The sequence below is a fragment of the Sorangium sp. So ce362 genome (genome assembly GCF_051519845.1).
Lineage (GTDB): Bacteria > Myxococcota_A > Polyangia > Polyangiales > Polyangiaceae > Sorangium.
The window spans coordinates 10,309,119-10,335,525 of sequence record NZ_CP150332.1; the positions used below are offsets into that span (position 1 = coordinate 10,309,119).

18 protein-coding genes are annotated in these 26,407 nt (G+C 71.0%); 7 read left to right on the forward strand and 11 right to left on the reverse strand.

Going from position 1 to position 26,407, the window contains the following annotated elements:
- Window positions 1-45 precede the first annotated feature (45 nt).
- Window positions 46-1,143 carry a UDP-N-acetylmuramate dehydrogenase gene (locus WMF17_RS39670; protein ID WP_437646290.1) on the forward strand — a complete coding sequence of 366 codons (1,098 nt, stop codon included), beginning with the start codon at window positions 46-48 and terminating at the stop codon, window positions 1,141-1,143.
- 234 nt (window positions 1,144-1,377) lie between these two features.
- Here WMF17_RS39670 and WMF17_RS39675 read toward each other — a convergent pair whose 3' ends face one another.
- The 3 genes from WMF17_RS39675 to WMF17_RS39685 all read right to left on the reverse strand — a co-directional run bounded on the left by WMF17_RS39675 (window position 1,378) and on the right by WMF17_RS39685 (window position 5,988).
- Window positions 1,378-4,428, reverse strand: coding sequence for a kelch repeat-containing protein (locus WMF17_RS39675; protein ID WP_437646291.1), 3,051 nt, complete (start codon window positions 4,426-4,428; stop codon window positions 1,378-1,380).
- Between the two features lie 145 nt (window positions 4,429-4,573).
- Window positions 4,574-5,344 carry an SAM-dependent methyltransferase gene (locus WMF17_RS39680; RefSeq protein ID WP_437598645.1) on the reverse strand — a complete coding sequence of 257 codons (771 nt, stop codon included), beginning with the start codon at window positions 5,342-5,344 and terminating at the stop codon, window positions 4,574-4,576.
- Between the two features lie 137 nt (window positions 5,345-5,481).
- Window positions 5,482-5,988, reverse strand: coding sequence for a GAF domain-containing protein (locus WMF17_RS39685; protein ID WP_437646293.1), 507 nt, complete (start codon window positions 5,986-5,988; stop codon window positions 5,482-5,484).
- A gap of 112 nt (window positions 5,989-6,100) precedes the next feature.
- Between WMF17_RS39685 and WMF17_RS39690 the strand changes: the two genes are divergently transcribed.
- Entirely contained in the window at window positions 6,101-7,429 is a 1,329-nt protein-coding gene (locus tag WMF17_RS39690) for an ISL3 family transposase (RefSeq protein ID WP_437644356.1), read from the forward strand.
- Here the strand turns inward: WMF17_RS39690 and WMF17_RS39695 are convergent.
- The 8 genes from WMF17_RS39695 to WMF17_RS39730 all read right to left on the reverse strand — a co-directional run bounded on the left by WMF17_RS39695 (window position 7,376) and on the right by WMF17_RS39730 (window position 20,483).
- Window positions 7,376-8,080: an RHS repeat domain-containing protein gene (locus WMF17_RS39695; protein ID WP_437646295.1), complete on the reverse strand. Its 705-nt coding sequence runs from the start codon at window positions 8,078-8,080 to the stop codon at window positions 7,376-7,378. The two genes, WMF17_RS39690 and WMF17_RS39695, sit on opposite strands and share 54 nt — an antisense overlap.
- A gap of 60 nt (window positions 8,081-8,140) precedes the next feature.
- Window positions 8,141-8,950, reverse strand: coding sequence for a transposase (locus tag WMF17_RS39700; protein ID WP_437646297.1), 810 nt, complete (start codon window positions 8,948-8,950; stop codon window positions 8,141-8,143).
- 9 nt (window positions 8,951-8,959) lie between these two features.
- Entirely contained in the window at window positions 8,960-9,283 is a 324-nt protein-coding gene (locus WMF17_RS39705; RefSeq protein WP_437646299.1) for a hypothetical protein, read from the reverse strand.
- Window positions 9,283-9,642 (reverse strand): transposase, encoded by a 360-nt coding sequence (locus WMF17_RS39710; RefSeq protein ID WP_437646300.1) that lies wholly within the window; start codon window positions 9,640-9,642, stop codon window positions 9,283-9,285. The genes WMF17_RS39705 and WMF17_RS39710 overlap by 1 nt, the downstream gene beginning before the upstream one ends.
- Window positions 9,643-9,762: 120 nt before the next feature.
- Window positions 9,763-10,551: a hypothetical protein gene (locus tag WMF17_RS39715; protein WP_437646302.1), complete on the reverse strand. Its 789-nt coding sequence runs from the start codon at window positions 10,549-10,551 to the stop codon at window positions 9,763-9,765.
- A complete protein-coding gene (locus WMF17_RS39720; protein ID WP_437646304.1) occupies window positions 10,542-10,697 on the reverse strand; it encodes a hypothetical protein in 156 nt (51 codons plus the stop codon). The genes WMF17_RS39715 and WMF17_RS39720 overlap by 10 nt, the downstream gene beginning before the upstream one ends.
- Before the next feature lie 271 nt (window positions 10,698-10,968).
- A complete protein-coding gene (locus tag WMF17_RS39725; RefSeq protein WP_437646306.1) occupies window positions 10,969-11,307 on the reverse strand; it encodes a hypothetical protein in 339 nt (112 codons plus the stop codon).
- Window positions 11,304-20,483: a SpvB/TcaC N-terminal domain-containing protein gene (locus WMF17_RS39730; RefSeq protein WP_437646308.1), complete on the reverse strand. Its 9,180-nt coding sequence runs from the start codon at window positions 20,481-20,483 to the stop codon at window positions 11,304-11,306. The genes WMF17_RS39725 and WMF17_RS39730 overlap by 4 nt, the downstream gene beginning before the upstream one ends.
- A 311-nt stretch (window positions 20,484-20,794) precedes the next feature.
- On the opposite strand from WMF17_RS39730, the gene WMF17_RS39735 reads away from it, so the two are divergent.
- From WMF17_RS39735 to WMF17_RS39755, 5 genes are all read left to right on the forward strand, one after another.
- A complete protein-coding gene (locus tag WMF17_RS39735) occupies window positions 20,795-21,643 on the forward strand; it encodes a hypothetical protein (RefSeq protein ID WP_437646310.1) in 849 nt (282 codons plus the stop codon).
- A 360-nt stretch (window positions 21,644-22,003) separates the two neighbouring features.
- Window positions 22,004-23,083: a prephenate dehydratase gene (gene pheA, locus WMF17_RS39740; RefSeq protein ID WP_437646312.1), complete on the forward strand. Its 1,080-nt coding sequence runs from the start codon at window positions 22,004-22,006 to the stop codon at window positions 23,081-23,083.
- Window positions 23,084-23,203: 120 nt separating this feature from the next.
- A complete protein-coding gene (locus WMF17_RS39745) occupies window positions 23,204-24,535 on the forward strand; it encodes a hypothetical protein (protein ID WP_437646314.1) in 1,332 nt (443 codons plus the stop codon).
- Window positions 24,536-24,682: 147 nt separating this feature from the next.
- Window positions 24,683-25,282: an RNA polymerase sigma factor gene (locus WMF17_RS39750; protein ID WP_437598657.1), complete on the forward strand. Its 600-nt coding sequence runs from the start codon at window positions 24,683-24,685 to the stop codon at window positions 25,280-25,282.
- Complete coding sequence (locus WMF17_RS39755) at window positions 25,279-26,349, forward strand: tetratricopeptide repeat protein (RefSeq protein ID WP_437646316.1); 1,071 nt, start codon at window positions 25,279-25,281, stop codon at window positions 26,347-26,349. The genes WMF17_RS39750 and WMF17_RS39755 overlap by 4 nt, the downstream gene beginning before the upstream one ends.
- Window positions 26,350-26,407 lie beyond the last annotated feature (58 nt).

The following is a 26,407-nucleotide window of genomic DNA, read 5'->3' on the forward strand; positions in this document are numbered from 1 at the left end:
GACGTCCGCGAGTCGGTCCCGCTGGCCCCGCTCACGACGCTCGGCGTGGGCGGCCCGGCGCGCTTCTTCGCCGAGGCCGAAGGCGGCGCCGCGGTGGTCGAGGCGTTCCGCTTCGCCGAGGCCCGCGGCGTGCCGCTGTTCGTGCTGGGCGGTGGCTCGAACCTGCTGGTCGCCGACCGCGGCGTCGACGCGCTGGTGCTGCGCGTCCGCGTCCGCGGGGTCGAGGTCGTGGGCGCGGAGGGCGGCGAAGGCGGGCGGGGCCCGAGCCTCCTCGTGCGCGCGGGGGCGGGCGAGGGCTGGGACGGCCTCGTGGCGCGGGCGGTCGCCGAGGGCTGGGCGGGGGTCGAGTGTCTGTCGGGGATCCCTGGGGACGTCGGCGCCACGCCGATCCAGAACGTGGGCGCTTACGGCCAGGAGGTCGCCGAGACGATCGCCGAGGTGGGGGCGATCGACCGCGCGACGGGGGCGGCCGCCGTCCTTTCCGGAGCGGACTGCGGGTTCGGGTACCGCGACAGCCGGTTCAAGCGCGCGTGGCGCGGGCGGTATGTCATCACGGCGGTCACGTTCGCGCTGCGCCCCGGGGGCGCCGCGGCGATCCGCTACCCCGAGCTCCAGCGGGCGCTCGCCGCGCCTGCGGCGGGGGCCGCGCCGCCGCTCGCCGAGGTGCGCAGCGCGGTGATCGCGCTCCGCCGCGGCAAGTCGATGGTGCTCGATCCGGGGGACGAGAACGGCCGGAGCGCGGGGTCGTTCTTCATGAACCCGACGCTCGATGCGGGCGCGGCGGCGGGGGTGCTCGCGCGCATCGAGGCGGCGGGCGTGCTCGCGCCCGGCGAGGCGATCCCGCGGTATCCGGCGGGCGGCGGCCGGGTGAAGCTGTCGGCCGCCTGGCTCATCGAGCGCGCCGGCTTCGCGAAGGGGACGCGCCACGGCGCCGCGGGCATCTCGACGCGCCACACGCTCGCGCTGGTCAACCGCGGCGGCGCCACCGCGGCCGAGCTCCTCGATCTCGCGCGGCGCGTGCGGCGCGGGGTGCTCGACCGGTTCGGCGTGGCGCTCTCGGCCGAGCCCGATCTCGTGGGGTTTGCGCCCGGCGAGACCGACGATCTGGCCAGCGGCGCCCACGCGGCCGACCCGGCGGGTTGAGCGGCCGAGCACGGTGAGCAGCGTCCGCGCGTCCGGGTGGTGGGCGCATTGGCCCGGAGAGATGTCACATGAAGGCGGGAAGGCGGGAAGATCATTGATGATTTTCTTCCCGCCTCCCCGCCTTCATGTTCAAATGTCCCCGCCACCCGCGTCCGGCTCTGCGAGAGGGGCCCACGGGCGACCGGGGCCCCGCGATGTTCCGCGGCTGCGGGCCATCGCGGGGCCTTCTGCGTTTCAGCGCCCGCGGCGGCGCGCGAAGAGGACGCCCAGGGCCAGGAGGGCCGCGAAGCCGCGTCCGCTGTTCTCCGTGGATCCGCCTGCGGCGCTGCAGCCGCCGCCCGGCTCTTCGCCGCCGCCGGTGCTGCCGGTGCCGCTCACGCCACCCATACCGCCCTGACCGCCGGAACCGGCCATTCCGCCGGTGCCGCCGCCCGCGCCGCCCATTCCGCCGGCCCCGCCCATTCCGCCGCCGCTTCCGCCCATTCCGCCGGTGCCGCCGCCCGCGCCGCCCATTCCGCCGGTGCCGCCGCCCGCGCCGCCCATTCCGCCGGTGCCGCCGCCCGCGCCGCCCATTCCGCCGGCCCCGCCCATTCCGCCGGCCCCGCCCATTCCGCCGGTGCCGCCGCCGCCGCCCATTCCGCCGGTGCCGCCGCCGCCCATTCCGCCGGCGCCACCCGCGCCGCCGGCCTCGCCCATTCCGCCAGCGCCTCCGCCGGCCCCGCCCATTCCGCCCGCGCCGCCCGCGCCGCCGCTTCCGCTGGGGCCGCCGGCGCCGCCCGCGCCGCCGCTTCCGCCGCTGCCCTCCGGGGTGACGCCGCCCTCGTAAATCTCCGCGCTTTCATGCGCCTCGGGGTCGCCGTCTCCGGACGAACAACCTGCCCGCAACCCCCCGAAGACCAGGACGCGATTGCCATCGAGCAGCACGGACCACGGAGCGTCGCGCTGCCTGCTCAGGTTCTGCACCGTCGACCAGCCATTCGTCACGGGGTTGTACACAGCGGCGCTGCGGAGGGTGCACTCGTTGCCTCCTGTCCATTCCTTGCCGCCCGCGATGAGCACCATTCCGTTTCCGAGCAGCGTGGCCGTGTGACGTCGGCGCGCGACGTCCAGGGGCCCGGTCACGGTCCAGTCATTCGTCGCCGGCTCGTAGACCTGCGCGTGCGGGACGTTCCGTCCGCCCGTGACCAGCACCCGACCATCGCCGAGCAGCGTCGCCGTGAAATCGGCGGGCGGCATGAGCAACGCCTGCGTGGGCGTCCAGGTGTTCGTGGCCGGGTCATACCGATCGGCGCCGTCGCCGCTCACCACGAGCACGCCGCCGTCGAGCAGCCTCGTCGCCTTGTGCCCGGAATGCGCGAAGGTCAGCGTCCCGGCCGGGGAGAACGTCCCCGTGGCCGGATCGAAAAGCTCCGCCGTCGCCGGATTGCCCGCGCCGCCGCTCACCAGCACCTTCCCGTCGTGCAAGAGGACCGCCGAATGCCGCGAGCGCGAGACGCCGAGCGAGCCCGTCGCAGACCAGGATCTCGTCGTCGGATCGTAAAGCTCGGCGACCGCCGTCCCGCCGCCCACGGCGAGGATACGATCGTCGGGGAGCCCCACGAGAACGACGCTCGGATCGTGGTGCGCGACCATCGTGCCGGTGAGCGTCCACGTCGTGCTCACCGGATCGTAGACCTCGGCCGTCGACGGAGAATCACCGCCCACGACGAGGATCTCGCCGGTCGAGACCCGGATCGACGCGGCCTTGCGGCGCGCCTGCGAGAGCGGCGCGACGTCGCTCCAGGCGTTCGTCGCCGGATCGTAGAGGTTGGCGGACAGCGTATCGTTCCAGTCGTTGTCGTACCCGCCGGCCACGAGCACGCGACCATCGGCGAGCTCGGCCCACGTGCCGTCGTGCCGCGGCACGGGCATGTTCCCGGCGGGCGTCCACGCGGGCTGACAGCCGACGGGCGACTCCCCGACGCAAGCGCCCGCCTGGCAGACGCCGTTCGCCGTGCAGCCGTCGGCGCTGCCGCAAACGGCGCCGCTCAGCGGCGTGCAGGTGCCATTCGCCGACGCGCCCGCGCTCACCGCGCACGCGTCGCACGAGCCCGCGTCACACGCGGCATCGCAGCAGACCCCGTCGACGCAGAAGCCGCTCGCGCATTCGCCCGCGAAGAGGCAAGAATCGCCCGGGGCCGCGAGGGTCAGCCGCTCGACGCTCGTGCTCCCGCCGCCGGCCAAGAGCACCCGGCCATCGGCGAGCGCCGTGGCGGTGTGGCCGCTCCGGTCCGCGTTCAGGAACTTGCCGAGCGACCACCTCCCGCTCGCCGGATCGTAGACCTCCGTGAGCGCGCCGCCGCCGGCGACAAGCACCCGGCCATCGGCGAGCGGCGTGGCCGTGTGCTTGTGATGGGCGACGTTCATCGGCGTCGCGGTCGTCCAGGTATTGCTCGCCGGATCGTAGAGCGCCGCGCTGCGGTTCGTGGAGGAGAACCCCTCACCGCCGTAATCGGTGTAGCCGCCGGCCACGAGCACCTTGCCATTCCCGAGGAGCGCCGCGGTGTGCCCTTCCCGATTCTGGATCGAGCCCGCGGCGGTCCACGTGCCCGTGGCCGGATCGTAGAGCTCCGCGCTGCCGATGGGGTCGCCGGAGGCGTCCACCCCGGCCACCACGAGGACCTTGCCGCTCGGCAGGAGCGTGGCCGTGTGGGAGGAGCGCACCTGCGCCATCGACCCCGCGGCGGTCCACGTATTCGTGACGGGATCGAAGATCTCGCTCGACCTCATCACCCACTCTTCGAACTCGCCGGCGGCCACGAGGATCCGGCCATCGGGCAGGAGCGTCGCGGTGTGGCGCTCGCGCGGCGTGAGGAGCGGCGCGGCGAGCGTCCACGTGCCCGTGGTGGGGTTGTAGATCTCGACGGCGTCGGTCATGCCGCCGGCCACGACGACCCTGCCGTCCGGAAGGAGCGTCGCGGTATGGCCCGTGTGCGGCGTGCTCATCGGCGCGACGAGCGTCCATGTATCCGTGCCGGGGTCGTACACCTCCGCCGTGGCGCTCGCTCCGCCGGCCACGAGGACCTTCCCGTCGAACAAGCGTGTCGCCGTGTGCCCGCTCCGGCCGACGTTCATCGGCGGCGCCACGTCCCAGCGCGGCGCCGTGAGCGCGGCGGCGGCCGCCCCGATGCCGTGCTCCTTTGCGTGGCTTCGCGGGACATCGGCGCCAGTGCATCCGAGCGCCGCGGCGAGCGGCGCGACGAGGAGGACGGGGGCGAGGCGGCGTAACAGTGAGACGGATCGCATGCCAGACGATAGCGGCCTCAACGTTTTGAAAGTCAAGACAAAGCGACAGCCGCGAGATGGGTCGACACACGCTGTCCGTCATCATCGAAACGGAGAGCGGGTCCCACATCTCCGCGCTGCGGCAGCAGGGGATTCCCCAGGTGTTCTACGGCTCTCGCGCGGCGGGCTTCAGCAACGTATAGAAGCCAAACCCCAGCGTGTCGCGGCCCCACGTGAGGTACGCGTCATGCCAGGCGCGAACGCGATCGGCCATCGCCGGCGTATCCGGGTCGGTCGGGTTCGCCTCGACGTGCCGCTCGACGGCGGCGCAATAACGGCCCTCGTACTCGTCCCACTCGTCGTCGCTCGCGCACGCGGTCGACAGCACACGAAAGCCCACCTCCCGCGCGACGCGTGCATTTCCGGCGTGCGTAGTCATCTCGTCCTCGGTCGCCCCGCCGAGCGCTTCGAGGTAGCCGGGCTCGGGCCGTCGCCTCCAGAAACCGTCGGCGAACAGCGCCACGCCGCCGGGAACGAGGCGCGCGTACGCCCAGCGGAGCGCCTCCGCGAACGTGCCCACCGCCTGGCTCGATCCCATGCAGACGACGGCATCGAAGCGCGCCACGTCGCCCACCACGTCGGCGAGCGCCCTGTCCACGAAACGCACGCGCGTATCGAGGCCACGTCGCGAAGCCTCCGCGCGCGCAGCGGCGATGAAGGCCCCGTTGAGATCGACGCCGAGGCCGGAGGCCGGAGAGCGCTCGACCAGGTCGAGGAGAAACCCGGCCCGACCGCAGCCGATATCGAGCACCTCCGCGCCTTCGCGGAGCGCGAGCCCGTCGACGAGCCGCGCGGCCTTCTCCGCCGAGAGCGGGGAGAGGTAGCGGTGCGTCGCGTGGGCGATGGTCGTGAACTTCAGCCGATCCGGGACGGGCATGGTCGGCGCATCATGCCACGAAACGGGCGTTCCGTGACGTTCACCGCGGCTTCAGGACGAGCGACCTGATCCGCGAGCCCACGCGGATCGTGAAGTAGATGTGGGCGATGCACGACTCTTGCCGCCCGGTGAAGCCCTCACCATTGTACACGGCGAGGTCGCATTCCCTGAGCTCCCGCGAGATCGGCGAACTCGGCGACGAGGCGGAGCGCCTCGCCCCCGGCGCCGTCGGTCCCGTACTCCACGTACACGGTGCCGTAGACCTCGCGGCCGTGGGCGAGGGGCACCATGAGCCCGGTGGACGCGCCCGACGCCTCGAGGCTCTCGAGGAGCGTGAAGCGCGGCGCGTCGGTCTCCCGGGACAGGCGGACGATCTGCCGCGTCTCGATGGCCTGCCGCACGAGGCCGCGGCTGGACCTGCGCTCCTCGTCGGTGATCGTCGCTCGATATCTCCACTCCTTGTGGTTGCCGTTCGCGTCGTAGAACAACTCCCGCAGCCGCGGCTGCGTCTCGGCCACCACGAGCTCGTCCACCTGGTTCGCCGCGTGCGGCCGCGGCCCGGTGTAGCGGTACTCGTTCCGGTACGTCCTCTCCCGGATCGGCTCCTGCTTCTGCCACTCCCCCGGGGCGCCCCACTTCGGCACGTACCGGGCGACCTCCTGCCCCTTCTTCTGGCTCTCCGAGATGTTTGGTGGAAGCGCGGCTGCGTGACCTGGTCCCGGCCCCCGCGGCGTTGCGGGCGAGCTCGGCGCAGGAATGGCGCGGTGCGATTGGGGATGGAACGCGCACAGCCGACGGGCTACCTCGGGGGTTACGACACCAACCCTTGGAGCCCGATCGGCTGTGCGCGCGACCACTCTGCTCAACAATGTCCTCGGAATCAAGTTCACTCGCGTCACGGGCGCGCAATTCACGGCGGACGGGCTGGTCTGCGACGTCGAGCCGACCACGGAGATCCCTCGCTGCGGAGGGTGCGGTCGCCCGGTGAGGAAGGTGTACGACCAGCGGAAACCGCGTTGCTGGCGTCACCTCGACCTCGCGGGGATGTCGCTGGAGCTCCGGTACTCGCCGCGGCGGTTGCGTTGCCCGCGGTGCGGAGTGACTACCGAGATGGTGCCGTGGGCCGACCCGATGAGCTGGTTCACGCACGCTTTCGAGGAGACGGTCGGCTACCTGGCGCAGATGACCTCGAAGACCGTCGTCTCGACGATGATGCGCGTCGCGTGGGCGACGGTCGGTGCAATCATTAGTCGCGTGGTCGAGCGGCGGCTTCCCCGCGACATCCTCGACGGGCTCACGCACATCGGCATCGACGAGCTCTCCTACAGGAAACACCACAAGTACGTGACCATCGTGGTCGACCACGTCACCGGGCGCGTGGTCTGGGCGCGAGAGGGGAAGAACGCCGACACGCTCCGGGCCTTCTTCCAAGAGCTCGGCTCGGAGCGATGCGCGCTCATCCAGGCGGTCACGATCGACATGTCGAAAGCGTACATCTCGGCGGTCTCGGAGTCGGCGACGAACGCGCAGATCATCTTTGACCGCTTTCATGTCCAGCGGCTGGTTCATGACGCGCTCGACGAAGTACGCCGTGCAGAAGTGAGGACAATCGAAGACCCCGAAGACCGCAGCGCGCTGAAGCATACCCGATTCGCGTTGCAGAAGAACCCTTGGAATCTGACTGCAATCGAGCAAGCGAAGCTGACGGAACTGCCGAAGACGAACGCGACGCTCTACCGCGCCTACCTGCTCAAGGAGTCGTTCGCAGCCATTCTCGATCGGCGTCAGCCGAATGTCGTACTGGCGAAACTCGAAGAGTGGATGTCGTGGGCCACGCACTCGGGTCTCAAGCCCTTCGCCAAAGCGGCGCGAACGATTGGTCACCATCTCGACGGCATCGTCGCCTACGTCGCGAGCGGGCTGTCGAACGCACGCTCGGAAGGCACCAATGGCAAGGTGCGCACCATCACGCGACGGTCCTACGGCCTCCACGGAGCCTCCTCCCTCATCGCGCTGATTCATCTCTGCTGTTCAGGTCTCTCGCTGCAACCTGTTCACACGTGGCCACGCTTCCACCAAACCTAAAAGAGAGCCCTTCTTCTTCACGTTCCCGAGGACGTCGTAGTCCATCTCCAGCGTGTACCGCTGCTGCTCGTTTCCCCGCTCCTGGTAGGTCCCCGACGCCTCGGTCAGCTGATAGAGGTCGTCGTACGCGAACCGCTGCTCGATCGTCGCGACCGTCACGGCTCCGCCCGGCGACGCGTCGAACGGCACCTCGTTATTGAGCGCGAGCACGTTGCCCACGAGGTCATAATCATACCGCAGCCGCTGGAACGCCCTCGGCGGCCGCCCCATCTGCTGCATCTGCGGCGTCCGGTGGTCCGCGTCCACCTCCGACAGCCGCCGCGTCGACGCCTCGTACCGGTACTTCGTCTCGATCCCGTTGCCCGCCACGACGCGCACCCGCTGCCCGAACTCGTCGTACCCGATGTGTCTCAGGTACTCCGTCGTCATCGGTTCATTCGGGTGCTGCGGATTGACCCGCTGGTTCTCTCCGACCACCGACACCACCGCGCCGCCGCGGTCGTACCCGTAGCGCACGATCTCCTCGCCCGACCCGGGGAAGTGCAGCTCTTGCATCCGACCCAGCGAATCGAACACGTACTTCAGCGTCGCCTCGTACGGCCCCCGGTGCGGCTCGCGCAGCCGCGGGAACTCCGCCACCAGCTCCGCCACATTGCCGAACCGGTCATAGCGGAGAATGCCAACAGGATTGAGACAGGCCGGACGAGAATCCTATGAGTGGATCTCGCTCAGGGGCGCGTTCCGGCTCTGGGCAGCATCCGGTCGAGGTCGGGACGGCAGCGGCACGGCGGTGGGCGTGGCTCCAGGTTCGGGCGCGGCGCTGGTCGTGGCCGTGTGCGTCGGCGCCGCGGCCTCAGAGGCGGCGTCGTCGACGGACAGCGGGTTGATGGCTACCGAAGCGGGCGGCCTGCGCACGACGGGCGGACCGTTCGGGAAGCGTTCCGGATGCGCGGCGTAGGCCGTGTCCAGGGCGACCTGGCGCCGAGCCGCGATATCTTCGACTCGGCCGTAGAATACATCAGCAGGTGTGAAAAGCGCAAGTCCAGAATGCTGATGAAGGTCGTTATACCACGTGAAGAACTCCTGGCACCACGCTCGTGCGTGAGCGAGCGAGGCAAAGCGGTCCGGATAGTCGGGTTGGTACTTGAGCGTCTTGAATTGCGACTCGGAGAAGGCGTTGTCGTCGCTGACGTGAGGCCGGCTGAAGCTACGAACGACGCCGAGCGAGCCGAGGAGCTGAGCGAGCCCCTCCGACCGCATCGCGGAGCCGCGGTCGGCGTGCACCGTGAGCGAGCCGGGCTCGACGCCGTGGCGGGCGACGGTCTCTGCGAACAGGTGCTCGGCGAGCTCTGCGCTCTCGCGCTCGGCGAGCAGCCAGCCGACGGTCATGCGACTGAACAGGTCGAGGACGACGTACAGGCAGTAGAAGACCCCAGGCAGCGGCCCGCGCAGCTTGGTGATGTCCCACGTCCAGATCTGGTTGGGAGCCGTGGCGGTGAGCGTCGGCTTGGCATGCGTCATCGGTCCACGCTAGGCGCGCCGCTCCACGCTCTCGCCGGAGGCGGCGAGCAGCCGGTACATCGTGCGGATGGAGGCGAGATAGACGCCGCGCGACAGCAGCGTCGCGTAGACTTCCGGCGGGGGCTGGTCGACGAACTCCTCACTATGCAGCACGCCGAGCACGGCTTGCCGCTCGGGGTCACTGAGCCGGCGTGGGCTCGGAGCGGGCTCGGGCAGCGCCGGCGGCTTCGCGGGCTGGGTCTGCCGGTAGAGCGTGGCGCGGCTGACGCCGAGCGCTGCACACGCCTGCGCGATGGGGACGTGCGGGTCATCGAGCTCCTCGATGACGTCCATCAGCGCTCTTCGTCGCTCGTGAGATTGACGCCCAGAATGGCAGAGACTTTTTTTTGGAGGTCGATGAGCTTCTCAGCGAGCGCGAGCTTCTCCTCGAGCCGTGCCGAGCGCTTCTCGAGCTCGGCGATGCGCCGGTCCTTCGCGTCGTGCTTCGGCTTGCGGCCGGGCTTGCGCCCCGCGAGAGCCTCGCTGCCATGAAGGGCGAACTGCTTGCGCCACGCCGTCAGGAGGGAGCTGTAGATGCCCTCGCGGCGCAGCAGCGCCTCGATGTCCCCGCGCTGGGTGCACGCGGCCGCCGCGCGAACGATGCGCAGCTTCTCAGCCGCCGAGAACTTCCGCCTCTTGCCCGGCTTCGGCACGCTCTCAACGGCGACGCCACTCGGGCGGGGAGCAGCGCCCTGCGCCGCTGGGGCGGGGGTAGGATCGACGGATCGGAGATGCGAAGGCTTCGGCACGGGTCAGGTCCATTCTCCGCCCTCTCACCACAGATTTCCAGGGGAAGCCTGTCTCACCCGACGTTGGCACAGAGGGTAGCGATAGCTTCGCGTTCCCGCCGCGCTCGTCTCCTGCTTCATCCGCCCCGCGCGGTTGCCGTTCGCGTCGCCGGCCTCCTCGGCTTCGCCGTACGTGTACACCACGTCCTGCGTCACCGGATAGTCGATCTTCCACAGCCGGTTGTGGTCGTACTCGTACCGGATCAGCTGCCCGCGCAACGCGAGCTCCGCCGTCTGCTTCGCGCGAAGGTTCCCGGCCAGGTCGTACCGCCACTCCGTGCGCCCCGCGTCGGGGCTCACGAGCGCCACCATCCGGCCCGCCGTGTCGTACGTCGCCGTGGTCACGTTGTTGCGCGCGTCCGTCACCCGCACCAGCTCGCCCACCGGGTTGTGCTCGTACCGCGTCACGATCGGCTGCCCCACCTCGTCGATCGTGTTCCACTCCTCCACCGCCGCGATCCGCCCGCCCACGTCCCGGTAGGTGTTACGCGACTTGCCGTTCGCGTCGATCACCGTCTCCTGGAACATGAGCTGCCCATCGAGCTGCACAAGGTCGTGCTCGACCCACGTCCGCGCGTACCCAGCCGTCGCGGTGGCCTTGGGGTCCGGCATCTCGACAAGCCGCGTCCGCGACAGCACATCGCGCTGAAAGTGCGTGCTCCGCACCATCTCCACCGCCGTGAACGCCGTGTCCGGCTCCACGCTGAACACCGGCTGTCCCTGCTCCTTCACTCGGCCCAGCGCGTCGAACCGCACCGCACCGCTCACCGCCATTCCGACCTCGGTGCCCGTACCCGTGTCGCGCTCTGATCCTTCTTGGTCTGGATCACCCGCCCGAGCCCGTCCGCGAACGTCACCGTCACGATCGGATCGTCCGCGTGCTCCTCGTCCTTGTGGCTCGTCCTCGCCCACGCCGGCACCGCGGTGGACTGATCAGGCTCGAGCGCGTACTCGAACCCGACCGCCGGCTCTCCCTCTCCGTCAAGGTCTTCCTCGCTCCAGATCTTGCCCGGATCGCCCCCGATGCTCCTCGCCCGGCGTCGACGACGAGCTGCGCTTCTGAGCTACAACGCCCGGCCGCTCGCGCGATCGCTTCATGGGCCGACGGGCGCATCCGCGCCGCGCTGACGGGGCGGGCTCTCCACCATCTTGCTAGAAAGGCCCTCGATTCTTGTGCGTGCACTCAATTGTTCAGGAAACCTGACCCTTGACCTCGATGCTACGACACAGGAAGCAGACAAATTCCTCTTCTGCATCGGTCACCCTGTAAGATAGACCTTCCCAGCCGCGATCGCTTACATCCTCGGCGATGAGCAGCACCAATTCCGTCAGCGCAACCGACTCACCCCTAAACCTAAGCTGCGCGACACCGCCGAACACAACATCGATCTCATTACCGATTTCCGGATCGCGCAGCCGAACCATCAGCACCAAATCTGAATTTTTGCCCTCCCCATATTCTCGCTCGAGCCATAGCCGCGCCACATAACCCATTGGCGCAATCGCCCATGACAACAATTCATTCGTCATTGTGGCTTATACTCCCCAGGAACGTGACTTTTGACCTCTTGACCGGCGGCACCGGGCTTCGACCAGTCATATACATGATGGTGCGTATCCGGAATTCCTTGCACCTTGTTACCTGCATTGTAGTCGGTCCGTCCAACCAGTCGTCCATATTCGTCATAGTGAGCTTTCCAGGGTTCTACTCTACCTTGGTCATTTACGTATTGTCCATCAAGCGTCCGCGTCCCCGGCGTCACCTGTTTGGGCGCTTTCCCGGCGACATGACTGCCTACTTGAGAATCCGGTGCCCCCGTCGCGGCCCCCGCTGTTGTCGTTCCGCCGTTGCTATCCCCACCGGTCGCCGACATTTGCATGGTCATGGCGCCCTGCATCACAGCGGCGCGGCCGCTCACCACAAGCACCGCCCCCACCTCGACGCCCGCGACAGCGACCGGGACGGCCGCGGGAGCCGCTGCGCCGCCCGAACCGGCGGTAGCCGCCACGCCGCCTGCAGCTGAACCGCCCGCGATCGCTCCGCCGACAGCCATCTGCACGACACCGCCGGTCATCTGCCCGGCTCCCATGCCGACTTGAAACGACTCCGTATCCTTTGGAGGCGGCAAGAAGCCGAGCAGGTTGCCAACAACAGGCGTCGCGCCGAGTACAAATCCGTACGAGAATCCGAGAACGGTATCCTCTGCGCGCGCCAGGCCTGCCTCGATGTCCTCCGCTGTGGGCCATCTTCCCGTCGGATCCGTGAACACAACCGGGTTATTCCACGTATACGTGTACAGCCCCAGGTTGATGGGCCGGTACACCCCGCCGTTGATCCTGCCGGCCATGTACTGAGCGAGCACCGGATCTGGGCTCATCCACATCCCGAGCCGCGGCTCGTAGCTCCGCGCCCCGTAGTGGTAGAGCCCCGTCGACAGGTCGAGCTCCTTGCCGGTGAACAGGTACGGCTGCCTGTTCTGGAACTGCGAGTCGGTCTGGTCGGTCCACAGCTCTCCGCTCGGCAGGTACTCGACGTGCTGGCTCAGCTGCTGGTCCTGGTCGGTGACGTACTGCGTGCTCCCGAGGTGGTCGGGGTGGTAGTACAGCACCGGCGGCTTCTGGAACCAGTCCGCGTCGATCTTGCTCGCGAGCCGCGTCTCCCCCGCGAACAGGTGTTTGGTCGCCACCACCCCGTTGCGCACCACGAGGTGCTGGTCGACGTACGCCGTCTCCTCCTCGCCGGCCACCCGGTGCAGGTGCACCCGTCGCTCCCCGGCGCCGTCGTACAGCGCCCGCGACATCTCCTGGTTGTTCTCTCTCACCGACACAAGCCGCCCGTCTTCGTCCCAGCTCAGGGTGCGCTGCGGGCTACCCCGGTATTTCCACTCCTTGTGGTTGCCGTTCGCGTCGTAGAACAGCTCCCGCAGCCGCGGCTGCGTCTCGGCCACCACGAACTCGTCCACCTGGTTCGCCGCGTGCGGCCGCGGCCCGGTGTAGCGGTACTCGTTCCGGTACGTCCTCTCCCGGATCGGCTCCTGCTTCTGCCACTCCCCCGGGGCGCCCCACTTCGGCACGTACCGGGCGACCTCCTGCCCCTTCGTCTTCACGTTCCCGAGGACGTCATACGCGATGTCCAGCGTGTATCCCTGCTGCTCGTTCCCCCGCTCCTGGTAGGTCCCCGACGCCTCGGTCAGCTGGTAGAGGTCGTCGTACGCGAACCGCTGCTGCGTCTTCCCCACCATGACGGCTCCGCCCAGCGACTCGTCGAACGGCGCCTCGTTGTCGAGCGCGAGCACGTTGCCCACGAGGTCATAATCGTACCGCAGCCGCTGGAACGCCCTCGGCGGCCGCCCCATCTGCTGCATCTGCGGCGTCCGGTGGTCCGCGTCCACCTCCGACAGCCGCCGCGTCGACGCCTCGTACCGGTACTTCGTCTCGATCCCGTTGCCCGCCACCACCCGCACCCGCTGACCGAACTCGTCGTACCCGATGTGTCTCAGGTACTCCGTCGTCATCGGCTCATTCGGGTGCTGCGGATTGACCCGCTGGTTCTCTCCGACCACCGACACCACCGCGCCGCCGCGGTCGTACCCGTAGCGCACGATCTCCTCGCCCGACCCGGGGAAGTGGATCTCCTGCATCCGACCCAGCGAATCGAACACGTATTTCAGCGTCGCCTCGTACGGTCCCCGGTGTGGCTCGCGCAGCCGCGGGAACTCCGCCACCAGCTCCGCCACATGGCCGAACCGGTCATACCGGTAGCTCCGCGTCCCCGCCGCGCTCGTCTCCTGCTTCATCCGCCCCGCGCGGTTGCCGTTCGCGTCGCCGGCCTCCTCGGCTTCGCCGTACGTGTACACCACGTCCTGCGTCACCGGATAGTCGATCTTCCACAGCCGGTTGTGGTCGTACTCGTACCGGATCAGCTGCCCGTGCAACGCGAGCTCCGCCGTCTGCTTCGCGCGAAGGTTCCCGGCCAGGTCGTACCGCCACTCCGTCCGCCCCGCGTCGGGGCTCACCAGCGCCACCATCCGGCCCGCCGTGTCGTACGTCGCCGTGGTCGCGTTGTTGCGCGCGTCCGTCACCCGCACCAGCTCGCCCACCGGGTTGTGCTCGTACCGCGTCACGATCGGCTGCCCCACCTCGTCGATCGTGTTCCACTCCTCCACCGCCGCGATCCGCCCGCCCACGTCCCGGTAGGTGTTACGCGACTTGCCGTTCGCGTCGATCACCGTCTCCTGGAACAACAGCTGCCCGTCGAGCTGCACAAGGTCGTGCTCGACCCACGTCCGCGCGTACCCAGCCGTCGCGGTGGCCTTGGGGTCCGGCATCTCGACAAGCCGCGTCCGCGACAGCACGTCGTGCTGGAAGTGCGTGCTCCGCACCATCTCCACGGCCGTGAACACCGTGTCCGGCTCCACGCTGAACACCGGCTGTCCCTGCTCCTTCACCCGGCCCAGCGCGTCGAACCGCACCGCCCCGCTCACCGTCATCCCGACCTCGGTGCCCGTACCCGTGTCGCGCTCCTGGTCCTTCTTGGTCTGGATCACCCGCCCGAGCCCGTCCGCGAACGTCACCGTCACGATCGGATCGTCCGCGTGCTCCTCGTCCTTGTGGCTCGTCCTCGCCCATGCCGGCACCGCGGTGGACTGATCGGGCTGGAGCGCGTACTCGAACCCGACCGCCGGCTCTCCCTCTCCGTCGAGGTCTTCCTCGCTCCAGATCTTGCTCGGCGTGCATCCGACCGGAAGCGCCTGCGGCTCGGTGAGGTCGTTCGGCCCCCAGACCCCGATCAGCCGGCCGAAGTCATCGTACCGATGGACCATCGTGTGCCCATTGACATCCGTCTCCTGCGCCACCGTCCCGAACAGGGGATTGGGCACCGTGATCGAGCGGTATCCGAAGCTGTCGGTCACGCACGTGCGGTAGCTGCGTGTCAGCGCATCGTAGCCGTAGGTCAGCTTGTAGCTGGCCGGATCGGTGAACGTCGCGAGGTTGCCCACCTCATCGAAGCTGAAGCGCCAAGTGGCCTGGTCGCCCGCATACGGTGAGCCGTCCGGCCGCTTGCCCCCGGAGATGACGTTGGTGAGCGTCGCGAGCGCGCCCGTCCCCGGCCAGTACGTCGCCGTGCGCTCGCGCAGCACGCGGCCCTCCGCGTCGGTCGTCCGCACGAGGCTCGGCTTCATGAAATAGGGAGCGTCGTCCTGCTCATACGCGATGTGGTGGTGCACATCGTCCACCGCGCTCCCCTCCTCGCCGAAGGAGAACACGTCCGTGAGGTTGCCGTCCTCATCATAGAACCGCGTCTCCAGCGCGCTCTTGTGAACCGCCCCCGGGTCGTCCGTGGTCCCCTCGTAGAACGCGCTCGTCCGCGCCGTCTCCCTCGGGAAGAACCACCCGCTGGCCGCGATCTGCCCTAGATCGGGCGGCAGGTGCTCGACCTCCTCCACCCTGTAGAGCATCCCCTCGCCGTCGCGCAGGGCCGAGCGCGCCACGAGGCCACGCCGGTAGATGTCCTCGTTCCGGTAATCGACCTCCTCGACCGACATCGCGGAGACCCCATCCTCATCCTCGCCCAGCACCGTCGTCGTGACGTGCCTGTAGCCGAGGTCCATCCGCTCGTCCCGGTGATAGATCCCATCTCCGTACGTCTCGATCCGCGTCCGGTACGTGTGCACCCCGTGCGCGCCGCTCACGCCCTCCACCCCGTCGCGCACCACCACATCGCTCAGCACCCACTGGCTCGACGGCATGTCGACCACCGCCGTGCGGTCGTCGCTCTCGTCCACCGGCGCATTCCCGGCGACCTCCCTCGGCACCACCAGGTTGCCCTCGCGCCGGTAGTCGATCTCCACGCTCCCGCCCAGCGGCCGGTGCACCCGCCACAGCAGGTTCGCCTTGCCGATGGCATTCCTCCGCGTCCGCACCGCGCTGTCGCCGTCCCGCTTCAGCACGTGGTCGGCCAGCCCGTCACCGTCGATGTCCTCGAACCCGAGGTGCGACGCGCCCGTTCCCTCCGAGTAGTACACCGACCCGCCGACGCAGACGAAGTAACAGACCTGCAGCGACACGCTGCCATCGTGGCTCTCCGAGCGCCGGAAGCCCACCGCGTCGCCGCTCCCCATGAACGCGTACTCCAGCGGATCGAGGTCCACTCCCCAGTCGCCGGCCGGCCAGTGCTCCTCCGCCGCGAACCGCGCGCCGAGGTTCAGCTGCACCCGGAAGAACGCCTCTTCCGGCGCCTTCATCACCTTGTCCGGCAGCCCATCGCCGTTCACGTCCACGAAGTCCACGATCGTGCGCGCCGTCGTGCGCGTGTAGCCGATCCCCGCGCCCACGCTCGCGCTCACCCCGCCGCTCGAGCCGCCCGCGCTCGCCCCGAACCCGAGGCTCTGCGCCCCCGTGTCCTCCAGCCGCACCGCCTCCGGGCCCGCCGCGTCCGAGAAGAAGCCCAGCACCTCGCCGAGCGCATCGTTCAGCGCGCCCGCGTTGAAGCTCGTCTTGTTGAACGCGTCCCGCTGCCACGGCACCGGCGCCGTGAACCGGTAGCCGAGGTTCAGCGCCACCGTCATCTGCCCGCTCTCGGGGTTCTGCGCCACCTGGTCGACAAGCCCATCACCGTTGATGTCGAGCAGCTCCACGTGCGCCGCCGACAGCCCGTAGCTCGTCCCGGCGCTGAAGCTCGTGCGCAGGTAACCTTGCGAACGCCCCTGGCTGTCGGTCTTGTTGAGCGTCTGCTCCTCCTCGTCTCCCGCGCTGAACGTCAGCGACGCAAGCTCGCCGCTCAGCCGCACCGTCCGGTGCTCCACCCGCCGCAGCGCCTCCGGCAGCGAGAACGACGCGCTCGGACCGAACCCCCGGCCCGTGCTCAGCACCGCGCCCTCGCGCGTCACCCTGTCCGGGAAGCGGTCGCCGTTCAGATCGACGAGCTCCAGATCCGTCGTCGTGCTGCCGAAGCTATAGCCTCCTCCCACCGGGCCTGCGCCCGCCGTGAGCTCCGCGTTCCACGTCTCCGCGTAGCGCACGCTGCCCCGGTGCCGCTGCCCCGACAGCCGCCCCACCACCGACGGCAACACCCGCTCGCCGCCCACGAACGCCTCCGACGCCGCCGCGCCCCAGATCGGCGCGCCTTCCTCCGGCGAGAGCGGCACCGCGAGCGTGAAGCCGCGCTCGGGATCGCGCGTCGGAAACAGGATGTTCGCCTCGGAGAACGCGCGGTCTCCGTTCATGAAGCCGATCGACCAGCCGTGGAACCCACCTGCCGTCGGATCCTGCGGCGCCCCGTCGATCAGCGCCTCCGACGCCGCGTCGGGCACGAGCCGGGCGACCCACACCGGCGCCCCATCGATGTTCGCGCCGCCCAGCGCCCCGCTGCTCCCGGTCGCTTCCTTCTGGAAGAGCGCGACGTAGATCGGCTCGCCGGCCTCGACCTCCAGGTCCACCGCCACCGAGATCGCCGTTCCGGCACTGCTCGGCGCCACGTACAGCTGCTTGTGCAGCAGCCGATGCACCCCCTGCACAAGCAGCGTCACCGGCGTCGTCCCCGGCACGAACAGCAACCCCTCGAGCCGCACCGTCCCCGTCTCCGGCGCGATCCAGGGCGCGCGCCGCGCCCCCGGCGTCCACCGCTGCACCGGCATCGCCACGTACGGCTGCTGCTGGATCAGCGCCACCGGCAGCGGCGCGTCCTCGGCCGTGTCGCTGTCCAGCGTGCAGCCGGCGCGGCCGTTCGGCTGCACCCCGCACTGCACCGGCCCGCACCGACGCTCGCCGCTCTGCCGGTCAGCGCGGCAGTACGTCCTGTACTCCACCGCCGGCGCCCATGCGACGCGCGCCGGGTCGTCGGGCACGTCCGACTTCACCCGGAACCACAGCCGATCGCCCTCCTTGACCCCAATCAGCCCGTTTGCATCGCCGTGCAGCCGTCCCGCGAGCGCCAGCACCCCGGCCTCCGCGCTCACCACCTCCTCATCCATGACGCTGTAGAACGCGCCCTCGCTCTCCCGCGCGATCGACACCCTCAGCTGATCGCTCGTCGACCCTTTCACCAGATCGCCCGTGATGCTCACGACGCCGTCCGACGACGCCACCCACGGCACCTCGGGCCGCCCTCCGAGGCGATGGTCCTCCCTGTACTCGAATCGATGGATGGGCCGCCCGTCCGGCCCCACCTGCCCGAGCAGCTCCTCGCCGACCTCGTAGGTGATCGACGGGCTCCACGACAGCAGGTCGGATGTCGTGTTCACCGCCCGCTCCGGGTCGATCTCGGGCGTCGCGCTCACCCGGAAGTAGAGGCGATCGCCCGCGAGCACGTGGACCGAGAGCGCCGCGCCCCCGCAATCGCCCGCGCCGATCGCGCACGGCCCGAGCTCGTCCGGACCGAACACGTGGCCGAACAGCGGCGGCAGCTCCCCGTTGCGCACCAGCTCCACGCGCAGCCCGTCGCCCCCCGCCTCCTGCTTCTGCAGCACGCCCCCGATGCGCACGTCCCCCTCGAACGGCGCGATCCACCGGAGCATCGGGTCCGCCGGATAGAAGTCGGCGCGCGACGCCAGCGCGAAGTCCGGGCGGCCCGACGGCGCGCTGACGCCGGCGGTCCCCCAGTCCTGCACGCCCAGAAACCCGCCGCGTCGATCGTTGATCGCGACCTGGACCTGCCCGAGGTCCCCGACCGACACGAGATCAGGGAACCCGTCGCCGTCGAGATCCGACGCGACCCGCTCGTCCTCCGCCCGGCTGCGCGTGTACGCCGCCGACGCGCTGAGCGCATCGCCCACGTTGATGCCCGCGTGAATGCTCCATCCCGAGGTGTCCGTCAGCCCGAGATCGCCCGGGTCGAGCCCGCCGAGGTGGAACGGATCGAGGTGATTCTCCCTGGGAAGGCGCAGCAGGTTGCGCAGCGCGTCCCCGCCGTCGCCGACGAAGTCGGGCAATCCGTCGCCGTTGAGGTCGAGCAGGCTGGCGCGCGTCGTCTGGTCGCCGCCGTACCCGCCGCCGCCCACGCTCACGATGCCGAGCAGCCCCACCGACACGCTGCCGCCGAAGGTCGAGTCCTCCGTGCGCGACAGGCCTTGCTGGGACCCCGCCTGTCCCCACGTCACGGCGTCGCTCGCGAACGCCCCGGGCTGCCCCGACGCAGAGCGCGGCGCGGTGAAGTACTCGAACGTGTGCCGATAGAGCTCCTCGCTCGCGAGCGTCCCCTCGCCGTCGCGGCTCCCCTCGCCCGAGACCGCGATCGCCTGGAGCAAGCTCTTGCCGAAATCTCCTCGGGTGTATTCGAGCGCGTAGCTGCGAATGATCGTCTCGCCGAACCGCACGTCCACGCGCTGGAGCCGCTCGCTTGTCTGCTCCAGGAAGCCCGGCCTGCCGTTCAGCATCCCATCCGGGCGCCCGCCTTCCGAGATGAAGTCGACGGCATACGCCGCCTCGACGCCCTGCGACGTGTTGGCCGTGTACTCGATGCGCTCGGGGTGCACCTCGATGTGCGGCGCCGGGCCCGCGGGCTCGACCCGATGCGCGTAATGGAAGAACATCTGGTTGCCGAACGGGTCGCGCACCTCTTCCAGGTACCAGCGGAACACGTTGCGCGGTCGGCCCGGGTCCGGATCGTCGAGCCGCGCGGTCGCGCTGCGCCCGTAAACATACGTCGTCCCGCTCTTGTCCGTGACCTCCCAGAAGTAACTGTCGGGCCCGGTCCCGTGACGCACGATCCGCGCGAAGCGCCCCTCCACCCGCTGCCGGTAGACCTGCGACGCGCTCGACGCGCCGCCCACCGGCACGAGCTCGCTCCCGTCGAGCGCATACCGCTCCTCCTCCGTCGCGTACGTCGGCACGCCGAAGCGCGTGTCGATCTCCACCCGCGACAGCCGCAGATCCCAGCCCACGCCGAGCCAGCCGTTGCGGTGCTCGCTGTCGTAGCGAATGGCGAGCGCCGGCTGGAGCCCGTTGCGCCCCGGCGGGACCTCGATCGCGTGGCTCAGGTGCGCCGAGCCGCTCGAGCTCGCCTCCGGCGGCGCGATCAGCGTCACCCCGGCGAGCGGGCTGCCGAGCGCGAGCCCCTTGATGCTGCTCGGATCGAACGAGCGCGCCCCCGGCGCGTCGGGCATCGCCAGCGTCGCCCCGATGAAATCGGTGAAGTGGTCGGTCAGGCTCGCCAGCTTGCCCTCCGCGGCCACGCCGGCCCGCTCGACGCCCTGCCAGCTGCCGAGCGACTCGTCGAAATAGAAGCCCGTCACGTGCTGCGCCGTCATCCCCGGTGGAATGGCGTGCTCGTCATAAGGCAGCGTCAGCCGCACCGGCTTCTTGAACCTGAGGCCGTGCGGCCCGAAGCGATAGGCCCTCCCTCCGGGCGTGACGTTGACCATCGCGCGTCCCATCGGCCGCACCTCGCCCTCGGGCAACGGCCGTATCGTGATCCGCACCGGCTCGTCCACCGCGCCCTCGGGGATCTCCAGGACAGCCCCCTCGAACGCCACCACCCGCGCCTTGTCGGGGAGCACCATCTCGCCATGGGGCGCCCCCACGTCCTCGACCAGCGGCGCGTCGAACCGAGGCCCCAGCAACAGGCCCCCTGCGCCGTCGCTCGGCAGCCGCAAAGGGATCGCCGACAGGGCCACCCCGCCGCCCGGAGGCGACAACGGCAACAACAGCCGCGGCTCCGGAGGCCCGGCCAGCGCGAGGCCCTCGTGCCCCCGCCCGAGCAGCAACATCACAGCACAAAACACCACGAGACGAACAAGCCAGCGCGCCTGTCGCATTCGAGATCCCCCCCCACGCAATGTCTGTTGGTTGGCGCACATGGATCCACGGCCGGACACACCGTGTCAACACGCAATCGAAGAAAGCAATAAAAGCGCGCCACCCTCCTCTATGGGCACCTGCGGCCTCTTCCTGGAACCCTGACAGCTGCGCACGCCGATCGTCGCAGCAGCATTTGGACGCCTGGCCCACGCGGAACGCTGTTGACATCGCCTCCCCATTCGCCACCATCACCCGGTTACGCTCAACCAGGAGGGAGCTCATGCCCCAGAGACGCACCGTGAAGAACTCATCCAAGCCCACGTCCTCCAAGGTCCAGTCGTCGAGCAAGACGCCCGCCCCCAGGACGAAACGCCCGGCCTCTCCGGCCCACGATCCCACCAGCGAGGAGGCGCTCCTCGCGCTGGACCCGATCTACGCGACAGGTCCCGACATGCCGGTGAGCGTCGCGGAGCGCGAGCTCACCTCGCTTTCGCGCCTCGCGCAGGCGCAAGAGGCGCGCCTCTCCAGGATCGGGATCACCGCCGACAAGATGGCTCTCCTCGCGCGCTTCGCCCGACGCCTCGGCGCGCTCGAGAAGGCCTGGCAGAAGGCGCGCGGCGCCGTGAAGCTCACGTCGGCGCAGCGGAGGCTCCGCGACGAGGCCGAGGCGCTCGACGCGAAGCTCGTGGCCGGCGGCCGCTGGGGCTGCCGGAACGACGCCGCCGCCCAGGCCGAGCTCTCGCGCATCGCCGAGGGCTCCGGCCTGGCCGATATCATCCAGGACCTCCGCGATCTCGTCGACTTCTGGGACGAACACGAGGGCGCGCTCGGCGTGACCGATATCACGAGGAAGGATCTCGACAGGGCCAAGGCGCTCGCCGATGCGCTCGAAGACGCCGCCGCCAACGAGGCCTCCGACGCGAGCGCCGCGCACGCGCTGGAGCTCCGCAACCGCTGCTTCTGGGCCGCCGACGAGCTCGCAAAGGAGATCCGCGAAGGCGGCCGTTACGCCTTCCGCGATCAGCCCAAGATCGCGGCCAGGTTCGTGTCGCGCCACCGGACGACCCTGAACCGGCGCTCCCGCCGAAAGGCCAAGGCCGCCGAGCCCCTCGCCGCCCCGGAAATATAGCGTCTCCCGCGCCCGCCCCTATCGCTCCCGCGCCCGCCCCTATCGCTCCCGCGCCCGCCCCTATCGCTCCCGCGCCCGCCCCTATCGCTCCCGCGCCCGCCCCTATCGCTCCCGCGCCCGCCCCTGTCGCTCCCGCGCCCGCCCCTGTCGCGCTCTCCTCTCGTCACATCCTCGGCGGTCTTCTCTTCTTCACCTCCGCTCCCCTCCGCTTCCCCCGCTCGACGCGTCGAGCCCGCACGGGCGCCGCTTCGCCCCCGACGCGCGCCTCCGTCGCGCGCGTTCCCGGCGCCGAGGCGAGCCTTGCGCAGCGGCCTCCCCTGCGCTTTGATGGCCGCCGGCCCCATAAGAGGTGAACTGTACATGACGACCCTTGGCGAGCTTCGCGTGCGCATCGACAGCATCGACGATCGGATCCTCGATCTCCTCGCCCAGCGGGCCGAGGTGGCCGTCGAGGTCGCACACGCGAAGCGCGCAGCGAATGCCACGCAGTTTCACGATCCAGAGCGCGAGCGGCGCGTGCTCGACCGCCTCCAGGCGAAGGGCGCGGGCCGCTTCCCGCGCGACGCCATCCGGGTCGTCTTCCGGGAGGTGATGAGCGCCTGTCTGGCGCTCGAAGAACCCATGAAGGTGGCCTTTCCAGGGACCGAGGGCGCCTTCGCCGAGGTCGCCGCGCGCCACCTCTTCGGGCTGGCGGCGCGCTACCGGGAGACGGGCACCATCGAGGGCGTCTTCGACGCGGTGCGCGCGGGCGAGGCGGCCTGCGGCGTCGTCCCCGTCGAGAGCTCGACGGACGGCTCGGTGACCCTGACCGCCGACGCCCTGATCGAGAGCGACCTCCAGATCCGGCAGGAGCTCGTGCTCGACGTCGCGTATTGCCTGTTCAGCAAGGCGGAGGGGCTGAGCGGCGTCACCCGGGTCCACGGGCACTCGCACGCGCTCTCGCAGTGCCGCCTCTGGCTCGCGAAGCACCTCCCCGGCGCGCAGATCATCCAGACCGTCTCCGCCGCCGCGGCGGCGCACGAGGCCGTCGGCGACCCGGCCGCGGCGGCGGTCGGCAACCGCGGCGCGGGCGAGCTCTACGGGCTGCCGCTCCTCCGCGAGCGCATCCACGACCGCCCCGAGAACGCGACCCGCTTCATCGTCATCGCCCCGGTCGACGCGCCGCCCACCAGCGCGGACAAGACATCGATCGTCTTCTCCGTGCAGGAGGAGCCCGGCGCGCTCCGACGGGTGCTCGCCATCTTCGACGACGCGGCCATCAACCTGACCCGGATCGAGTCTCGTCCGAGCCGGCAAAAGCACTGGGACTACGTCTTTCTCGTCGACCTGGAGGGGCACCGGAGCGACCCGCGCGTCGCCGAGGCGGTCGAGCGGCTGCGCGCCCGCTGCGAGATGGTGAAGGTGCTCGGGAGCTACCCCCGGTCGGCCGGAACGCGCTGAGGCCCCGAGGGCGGCTGTCCCGACGCCTCAGCCCTGCTGTGCTCGTCTCGACTCCGCTGCTCGGGCCCGCCCGGCAGGGGGATGGTGCCCCGGAGGGAACGATGATATTTTCCGCAGCCCGTGCCGGCTGCGTCGCTCGCGCTCGCCCTCCGCGCTGCCCGAATGGCCGGCAGCGCGGTCGCGTGCGCGCTCCTCGCGCTGCCGGCGGCGGCGGCGGCCGCGCCCCGCGCCGCCCGCGGGCCGGTGCTCGTCCTCGCGGCCTTCCCCGGCGCCGGCAGCATCGACCAGCGGGCCATTGCCCTCGTCGCGGCCCGTATCCGCCCGCTCGGCGTCCGCCTCCAGGTCATCCGCCCCGGCGCGCCGAGGTCCGCGCTGCAAACGCTCCTCCCCGACGCCCGCGCCCTCGCCGACGCATGGGACGCGCGGGGCGTGCTCTGGATCGACGCCGGGTCGAGCGGCGAGCTCGCCCTGTACGTGGTCGAGCGCGGCGGCGATCAGGTCTACGGCCGCCGCATCCCGGTCCCGCCCGGGCAGACAGCGACGGCCCTCGAGTCGCTCGCCAGCATCGCCGGCGCGGTCGCCGAGGAGCTCCGCGAGGGGCGCGTCGCCGGCCTGACCGAGGTCGAGGTGGGCGTCGCCGCGGCCGCAGCGACGCCGGCGGCCCCGCCCGAGCCCGCCGCCCCTGCGCCCGCGGCGCCCCTCGCAGCGCCCGCAGACGCAGCGCCGCGCCCGCGAACGCCCGCGGTCGAGCCGGGCGCCCAGCCCGAAGCGCCCCGGCTGCCCGCGCTGGCCGTGCAGGTCGGCTACACCGGCGCGAGCTTCAGCGGCGAGGCGCCCTGGCAGAGCGCCGCCGCGCTCCGCGCCTCCTGGGCGCCGGTGGATCAGGCCGTGATCGGCCTGGGCTACGACCTGATCCCTCCGGCCACCCTCGGCGACGAGCGGGCGGCGTTCGAGCTCGTGCGTCACCCCGTGATCGCCTCGGGTCAGCTCCGGTTCAGGCTCCCGCTCGGCTTCGACCTGCAGCTCGGAGCGCGCGCCAGCGTCGATATCGTCGAGCGCATCCCCAGGCCTTCCACGCAGCCCACCGCGCCGCCGCCGCCGGCCCGGTCGCTGCCCGCCCGGCCGCCGCCGCCGCCGCGGCGGCGGGGCCAGGGGCCGCTGCCGGGCTTCCCCCCCTGGCAGTGGCCGCATGTGGCTCCGCAGCAGCTGCCTCCGCCGGAGCCCCGGACCGATGTGCTCTTCAGCGTCGCGCCGGTCGCGGAGCTCGGGTATCCGCTCACCGGGTGGCTTCGCCTCAAGACGATGCTGGGCGTGGACTTCCTCCTGACGCGGCCCGACGCCTCCGTGCACCCGGACCTCGCGCTCCAGCCCGACCCGGTGCGGTTCCTCGCCGGCCTCGGCCTGGAGCTCGGCCTCGCCCCGCCGGCGGCCGAGGGCGTGGTCAGGCCATGATCGCCCGCGCCGCGTGACGCGACAGCGAAAGAAGTTTGACCCGGTTCGGCCCGGGCGCCGCACCAGGTCACGGCGATGGACGCTGAGCGCACACGAGCTCTTCGCGCGAGCCTCGGACCGTTTTCCGAGCCGCGACTGGCCAGCTCCATGACCCGCCCCCCTCCCTGCCCGTCACCCGCCGTGCCCGAGCCGCTCGACCTCGACCGGATGCGCCACGCCGGCGCGGGCGATCCGCGGGCGCAGGCCTGGCTCATGGCCCGCGTGATCCCGCGGGTCCGCCGGATCGCGCGGACGTTCCTCCGCAGCTCGGCCGACGCCGACGACGCCGCGCAGCTCGCCCTGCTCGCGATCCTGGAGAGCGCCTCGACCTACCGCGGCGAGGCCGCCGTCGAGGCCTGGGCCAGGCGCGTCGCCGTCCGGACGATCCTTCGCTACGTCAAGCAGCAGCGCCGGGATGGCGCCCCTGTCGCGCCGGAGAGCGCGATCGACGAGGAGATCGCCCAGGCGCCGCACCAACCCCCGTTCGAGGCCCTCCCGCGCGAGACGCGCGCGTACCTCGACGAGCTGCCGGAGGCGCAGCGCTACGCGATCCTCCTGCACCATGCGCTCGATTACTCGATCGAGGAGATCGCCGGAATGACCGAGGTCAGCCCCGACACGGTGAAGAGCAGGCTGCGCCTCGGGATCGGCGCGCTCCGCAAGCAGGTGCGCCAGGACATCGCCGTCGGCCGGAAGAGAGCATCATGACAGCGACCCAGAAGCCCGAGATCGATCTGGACCGCCTGCCCGCCATCTTCGCCGCCGAGGCGCGTGGCACGCCGATCCGCCCGGAGGACGCGGAGCTCCTCCGCCTCGCCGAGCAGGAGGACCCCGAGCTCCGCGGCGAGGCGCGGCTCTGGGCTGCGATCGGCAAGCTCGGCGACGAGCGCGGCGACGGCCACGAGCTCAGCGACGCCGCCATGCTGGAGCGGGTGCTCGCGCGCGCCCACATGGAGCCCGCGCCCCGGAGCACGGCGAGGCCGCGGCCGACGCTGCGGCGAGGGCTCGCGGGGACGATCGCAGGCGTGGCCGTCGCCGCGACCCTCCTTGTCGCGCTCGCGGCGGAGCTGATCGACGGGCCCGCGCAGGCGCCCCCGCCGCCCGCGCCGGGCGGGAGCGAGGCGCTCGATCCGAACGGCGCGCTGCCCGCCCCAGGCTCCCCCGCGCCCACGCCGCCGGGAGAGCCCTCGCCGGGCGCCGGCGCGGCCGCCGCCCCGAACGAGCCGCCCCCCGGCGCGGCCGCCGCCCCGAACGAGCCGCCCCCCGGCGCGGCCGCCGCCCCGAGCGAGCCGCCCCCCGGCGCGGCCGTGGTGGCCAGCGAGCCCGCGGCCACCGGCGCCGGCGAGGCCCGGGATCGCGCCCCGCAGCCGCCCAGGCCGCGCGCGGAGGGGCCCACGGGGGGCCCCCAGGCGCTGCTCCTGCGCGCCCAGGCCCGGCTCGGGGAGGGGAAGAACGCCGAGGCGAGCGCCGCGTACCGCGCCCTGCTCGCGCAGCACCCGTCCAGCCCCGAGGCGCGGGCGGCGCTCGTGTCGCTCGGCCAGCTCGCGCTCCACCAGGGCAAGGCGGCCGAGGCGCTCGGCCACTTCGAACGCTACCTCGCCGGCCCCGGCGGCCCCCTCGCGGCGGAGGCCCGGGTCGGGCGGGTGCATTGCCTGCGCCGGCTCGGGCGGAGGGCCGACGAGCGCGCGGCCATCGCCGACTTCCTCGCCCGGCACGGCGAGAGCGTCCACGCGCCGCGGCTGCGCGCACGCCTGTCCGAGCTCGGCGGCAAGTGAGCGCGGGCGCGACGTCCGCAAAAAAGATTGACCCCCGATCCTACGACATCGCCACCAG

Coding starts and splice junctions, on each gene's coding strand:
- WMF17_RS39675 (WP_437646291.1), bottom strand. CDS start 4,428: ATGCGATCCGTCTCACTGTTACGCCGCCTCGCCCCCGTCCTCCTCGTC.
- WMF17_RS39680 (WP_437598645.1), bottom strand. CDS start 5,344: ATGCCCGTCCCGGATCGGCTGAAGTTCACGACCATCGCCCACGCGACG.
- WMF17_RS39690 (WP_437644356.1), top strand. CDS start 6,101: ATGGCGCGGTGCGATTGGGGATGGAACGCGCACAGCCGACGGGCTACC.
- WMF17_RS39700 (WP_437646297.1), bottom strand. CDS start 8,950: ATGACGCATGCCAAGCCGACGCTCACCGCCACGGCTCCCAACCAGATC.
- WMF17_RS39705 (WP_437646299.1), bottom strand. CDS start 9,283: ATGGACGTCATCGAGGAGCTCGATGACCCGCACGTCCCCATCGCGCAG.
- WMF17_RS39715 (WP_437646302.1), bottom strand. CDS start 10,551: ATGGCGGTGAGCGGTGCGGTGCGGTTCGACGCGCTGGGCCGAGTGAAG.
- WMF17_RS39725 (WP_437646306.1), bottom strand. CDS start 11,307: ATGACGAATGAATTGTTGTCATGGGCGATTGCGCCAATGGGTTATGTG.
- WMF17_RS39730 (WP_437646308.1), bottom strand. CDS start 20,483: ATGTTGCTGCTCGGGCGGGGGCACGAGGGCCTCGCGCTGGCCGGGCCT.
- WMF17_RS39735 (WP_437646310.1), top strand. CDS start 20,795: ATGCCCCAGAGACGCACCGTGAAGAACTCATCCAAGCCCACGTCCTCC.
- pheA (WP_437646312.1), top strand. CDS start 22,004: ATGACGACCCTTGGCGAGCTTCGCGTGCGCATCGACAGCATCGACGAT.
- WMF17_RS39750 (WP_437598657.1), top strand. CDS start 24,683: ATGACCCGCCCCCCTCCCTGCCCGTCACCCGCCGTGCCCGAGCCGCTC.
- WMF17_RS39755 (WP_437646316.1), top strand. CDS start 25,279: ATGACAGCGACCCAGAAGCCCGAGATCGATCTGGACCGCCTGCCCGCC.